The following is a 5,122-nucleotide window of genomic DNA, read 5'->3' as shown; positions in this document are numbered from 1 at the left end:
GCGCGATAAACCCTCTGGTTCCCGGTCTTCCGATTTGACGACGGTGCATGTGAACGCGGCAAACCGCTGCAGCAGATGAGCTGTCGCAGCTACTTAAGACCATTGCCCGTGCCGGCGGGTCCGGCATCCTCTTCACGGCCACCCCCTTCCGCACAGACCTCCGAGATATTCTGGCCGTTCGGCGCGTCTGTGCTTCCAGGACAACGCGTGGGCTGATGCCCTACGATAGCGTCCTCACGCGGCCAAGCCCGCCCGTGGGCCTTCAAGGCCCTATTGAGAATATTGAGCGCCGCATTGTGACCACGCTGCAGCAACCGCCACATCAAAAATTCGGAATAGCTCCCGCCCCATGGAGGCTTCCCAGCCCCTCGCCCAACAGAAAGCCGAGGGAATGTCCAATATTGCGGTTTGTCCGCATTCGGACTACTCTGCAGCAGTTGACGAGGGGGAACACCGTGACGGCAATTCAGCGCACCCAAAGTGGAATGCAGGGTCCGTCGGTCATAGGGGCCGAAATCACTTCCGCTGAAAAGCGTCGCGAAGTGAGCGGCCCTGTTCTCCGGACGTTTAACGCAATCGCCGATCTGTGGACCCTCAACGAAGAACAGCGGCGCGCTGTTCTCGGCAGTCCGCCGCGCTCCACATACTACGGCTGGATGGCAAAGGCCCGGGCTCACAAGTCACTGACACTGGACTATGACGTCCTGATACGAATCTCCCTCATTCTCGGGATCTACCAGGCTTTGCGCATCCTCTACGAAACCGAGACCGACGGAGTCGGGTGGCTCCGGCAGCCAAACAAGGCAACCGTATTTGGCGGCCAGAACCCGCTAACCTTGATCGTTGGCGGGACTCAGGACGGCCTTTTCCAGCTGCGCAGATACCTGGATGCAGCACGAGGCGGGCTTTTCATCGGCCCCAACGAGGTCGATGAGAATTTTCGCCCATACGAAGACAAGGACATTCACTGGTCGTGAGAGGGCGCGAGCGCCGCTCACGGCCGCACATCTCCGTATCTTGCGGACCAGGAAACCCGATGGAACAGACTTCTCCGGCGCCGCGCCCGGCATACCGGCTTGTGCCTTCTAAATTCCCTCCAATCGGGGTGTTCGACACCGTTTCCACCACCGCAGACATGATGCATGTGCTCGAGGTCACCGGCTGGACGAACGACCGCCTGGTCGCCCACCGTGTTGGCCGCCTGGCTCCTTCGGAACTCGTATTTGGAGTACCGAATTCCAGCATCATCATGGCGGCTTTTCTGCACGTCGGAAACGACGGAATGCGGTTCAACTCCTCCGACCTTGGGGCATGGTACGCGGCTGCGACACTAAACACTGCGTTTGTTGAGGTGTCCCACCATCTCCGGCGCCAGGCATATGCCGAACACCGCCCACACCTGAGCCGGGTCTATCGGGCGTACTCCTGCGACATTGCAGGACAACACGTTGACCTCAGGGGGCAGCAGGGGCGTCACGGGGGCCTTTACGACAGTGGGTCATACTCAGCGTCACAGGCATTTGGAGAAGGTTTACGCGCCTCCAACGGCCACGGCGTGCTCTACGACAGCATCAGGCACAGGGGGGGCGAGAACATCTGCGTGCTTCGCCCCAAGCTGATCTCGAACGTCACCCAGACCCGACACTTCAGGATCACTGTGCGACCTGACAGCTATGAGATCCGGATCAAGACACTCTCAAAATAATGGGTGATATCCGCCCCACTCAGGCCCGGACCATGGATCCCGATAAGCTCGCAAAGATTCTCGCTCTCACCTCATCCGACCATGAGGGAGAAGCACTCGCCGCTTTCAGGGCAGCCCGCAAGCTGGTCGAGGCCCATGGATATCAGATCGCCGATGTCATCAATGCCGGACTAGCCGCCCTACGCCACCAGTCCGGTCTTGACAGTGCGCTCACCCAGCACGCTGCAATCTTCGAAGAGATCCTTGCGGCCGCTGAGCGCCGAAAGGCGCGACACAACGCACGAAAAGACACGGTCCGGAATACCCGTAGCGCCGCGATCGGGGTTATTCCCGCCGGCTTGTTCGAAGCCGACATCAAGCTTCCCCGAGGTGGCCGCAATCCAGCCGTTAAGGAGATCCTTACCGTCAGCGCCCGCGTAGCAACGGATGAAGGGCACGCCCAACTGCCGATGCTGGTGGCCAAAGGCCGCATTGCGGCACGCATCCTCACTGCTCTTTCCGCAAGCGGCTGCGACACGATCACGGCCCGAATAAAGGTCCGCAGGCCATTTCAGGCGGGCGACCTGCCGGCGATCACCTTCTTCGAATAGCCCACTCTTCCCCCGCCGAGGGGCGCCTCGGCGGCACACGCACGCCCCGTCACAAGGCAGGGCACCGTGCAGATTCTGAAAGCCCCATATATCTGAGCGACAAGACGGGACCGGCTAGCCAAAAAAAGCCATTGAACAGACCGAGAACATCTATCAAATATATAGAAGTCTGGGGGCTTGGAGACCCGTCTGGGCTACTTCTGGAAGGACCGCATCATGGGCCCGACTCACGAGAAGCTTGAGAAAATTCTGCCCCTGATCAACTCTTCCTACGAAGGGGAGGCACATAGCGCCTTTCTCGCGATCCGTCGTTGTCTCCAGTCCGACGGCTTCGAGCTTGCCGACGTAATCCGTGCTGGTGCCCACCGTGGCAATCAGTCAGCCAAACAATCCACGGGATACAGGGCTATCTGAAGATCATTCAAAACTGATGCAAGATCGTCAACATCTATCAATCGCCGCATACGGACGGCGCGCAATTTGGAAATAGCACGATCATAGATCGCAACGTTCGTTTCTCCGTTGAGGCGAGACGGATAGATGATCCCATCCGGTTTGCTCTCATGCTCATGAAAGGCAGCCGACCACTTCTGGCCCAAGGTGTGCTTCATCCCACGGTGCACATCCGTTGGCATGCCCATCGCCGTGGCGTGACTGCCGCGAAGATCAACCAATGACAATGGGCTCACGATCTCCACGTCAGCATAGATACGCTCCGCGAGTTCGCGCTCGTCGATTAGAAACGGGCCAACAACGCCGTCCCGCTGATCCTTCAAAACGGCTTCCTGGAAACAGACCTGCAAGCTTTCTCCAAGGTACAAAACCTTGAAGCGGTTGCGCTCGACACGATCGCGGGAGTCAGAGAAACGACTCCTTGCCCAGCCGCATCCCAAAGCATCTGAATACTTCGCCTGATGTATGCGGCCGTATCGCTGGCCGATTGGTATCTCATGCGTCCGGAGCTCGACGGCTTGAAATCAGGAGGGGGAAGAGCTTTCGACACTTAGCTGAAATCCCCCCGCGCGATTCCTTCCGTAACATCGACAAGCTCACCACCACGCCCGCTCGCTAGCGCTTCCAGGCCTGTCAATCCATTCAGAGCACCCTGCTGCTGAACCAGAAGCCTGTACGTGGCCCAAGCCCCTCCCAGGATCTCCTGAAGCGCACGTAGTTCCGCAAACGGTTTTCCGTCGGCATCAAGTTGCCACGTAGGATACCGAAAGCCGCGTCGCGCGCCCTCAAGTCCCAGAAACTCACCATTCTGTCTCTTTGAATTTACGGTCGTCGGGCTCGACCCAATCAGACGCGCGAAATCCCGTCCGCTCAGCATCTCTGGGTTGTTGAAGATCTCGGTGGCAACCGCAACACCGCGCTCGCGCGCTGCTGCCAACGCTTGCACGAGTTTTACACTCGGCTTGCAGGTCTCGACGGGCATAGGGGCCACCGGCTGCTCCAACGCCACCGGCTGGCTTGTGGATATATCTCCATTCGGCGAGACATCCACACGAAAACTGAACCTATGGCCGGATTCCTTGCTGCGAACTTGGGCTTCTGCAATCCGTTCTATGACCGCGTCTTCATCAATCAGTTTTCGGATCGCACCGCGCTTGATGCCCTTCTTTGTCGTAGCCGCGGCAACCTTGAGAACATCAGCCTTGGTCTCGAAGGGACGACTACGCCTCGTCCGACCTAGCTCCATGTCCTTGGGTGGCGATTTCTTATGATGCGTCATTTTACTCCGCTCCAAGAGTACTATGGAGCAATTCGTCCAGTTCGTCCAGTTCGCGCCCGATCTGCGTAGCCTGTTGACAGAAGCAGGCATCCAGCGCCACAGGACTTGACTTAACCTCGGCACGATTCCGGAACGAACCTTCCGCCTCCCAGCGGCCCAGTCAATTCATTCGGCGGCGTCGCCTCAATCGTAAAAAGCTCGCTCCCAAGCTCGATCTTGGGGACCTTCGACCCGGTGACCCACTTTTTAGGCGCTCGTGCAAAAGGACTTCCACCCGAGTAGGAGTCCCAGGAGCAACATGGGACTGCCGCAATGACAGAGTGAACCGCGTAAACCTTCTCGCCGTTCAGGAACCCTTCGATCACCATAGTTCCGTATGGGCCGCGGCAATCGCCCGGTTGCGCGCCCGACGGAGCCCTGGCCACCATCTTCCCTTTGCACAGGAGCTTATGGTCCACCGCCACCCGTTCCGCCGAAAAAGTCTGGCCGCGAGCGCGATCACGGAAAACAATCTGATCCGCCGGGCATCGCGAAGCTGCCTCTGCAGCACCAGCGCTTGCCAGAATTCCGCTCAGCCCCAGCCCCAGCCCCAGTGCAAACCCTGTACGTCGAACCATCATCGCGCACCCCCTACAGGGAGAATAAAGCGCCAGATCAATCCTGGACAAGGTCGTCATGGAACAGAATGACCCACCGTGAACTGCTACACCGACCGCCTCCACTTACGCTCCCCATGCCCGCTTCCCGCGTTGTCCAATCCCGCGCTTCCCTTGCGCGGATAACGAAAATCAAGGAAACATCTGAACTAACGCTACCAATAACCCGTTAGGTGCTATGGAATGGATAAACTGGAAGAACTCCTCGCACGTCTGAAGGCTGAACAACGGGAGATTATCCTCCAGGTTGCAGGATCCGCCGCGGCGCCCGCGCACTCTCAGATCCAGCGCATCGGTGAACTTGAACTCGCCATTGGCGCCGTCGAGCAGCAGATGGGCGACATTGACACCAAATCTGAAACAGATTGAGGTGCGGCCGTAAGTGTCTGATCAGAAATTAAGTTGAGTGGTATCAGCAGGTTGGCTTGACAGCCTGGCC

General features: G+C 58.5%; 6 protein-coding genes. 4 read left to right on the top strand and 2 right to left on the bottom strand.

Annotation, left to right across the window (positions count from 1 at the left end):
- Positions 1 to 485: 485 nt before the first annotated feature.
- The 3 genes from IE243_RS21460 to IE243_RS21450 are packed head-to-tail and all read left to right on the top strand — an operon-like array spanning position 486 to position 2,295.
- Positions 486 to 977, top strand: coding sequence for an antitoxin Xre/MbcA/ParS toxin-binding domain-containing protein (locus IE243_RS21460; RefSeq protein WP_191321353.1), 492 nt, complete (start codon positions 486 to 488; stop codon positions 975 to 977).
- A 59-nt stretch (positions 978 to 1,036) separates the two neighbouring features.
- Complete coding sequence (locus IE243_RS21455) at positions 1,037 to 1,705, top strand: RES family NAD+ phosphorylase (RefSeq protein WP_191321347.1); 669 nt, start codon at positions 1,037 to 1,039, stop codon at positions 1,703 to 1,705.
- A gap of 32 nt (positions 1,706 to 1,737) precedes the next feature.
- Positions 1,738 to 2,295, top strand: coding sequence for a hypothetical protein (locus IE243_RS21450; RefSeq protein ID WP_191321346.1), 558 nt, complete (start codon positions 1,738 to 1,740; stop codon positions 2,293 to 2,295).
- Positions 2,296 to 2,669: 374 nt separating this feature from the next.
- Here the strand turns inward: IE243_RS21450 and IE243_RS21445 are convergent, their stop codons facing one another.
- On the bottom strand, positions 2,670 to 3,188 hold the full coding sequence (locus IE243_RS21445) for an RES family NAD+ phosphorylase (RefSeq protein ID WP_210319945.1): 519 nt from the start codon (positions 3,186 to 3,188) through the stop codon (positions 2,670 to 2,672).
- A 110-nt stretch (positions 3,189 to 3,298) separates the two neighbouring features.
- On the bottom strand, positions 3,299 to 4,027 hold the full coding sequence (locus IE243_RS21440) for an XRE family transcriptional regulator (protein WP_244643307.1): 729 nt from the start codon (positions 4,025 to 4,027) through the stop codon (positions 3,299 to 3,301).
- 839 nt (positions 4,028 to 4,866) lie between these two features.
- Here IE243_RS21440 and IE243_RS21435 point away from each other — a divergent pair.
- Positions 4,867 to 5,052: a hypothetical protein gene (locus IE243_RS21435; protein WP_191321345.1), complete on the top strand. Its 186-nt coding sequence runs from the start codon at positions 4,867 to 4,869 to the stop codon at positions 5,050 to 5,052.
- Positions 5,053 to 5,122: the final 70 nt, after the last annotated feature.

Origin of the sequence: Camelimonas fluminis (assembly GCF_014656355.1) — a bacterium.
Classification (GTDB): Bacteria; Pseudomonadota; Alphaproteobacteria; order Rhizobiales; family Beijerinckiaceae; genus Camelimonas; species Camelimonas fluminis.
This window is presented reverse-complemented; position numbering and strand designations above follow the sequence as displayed.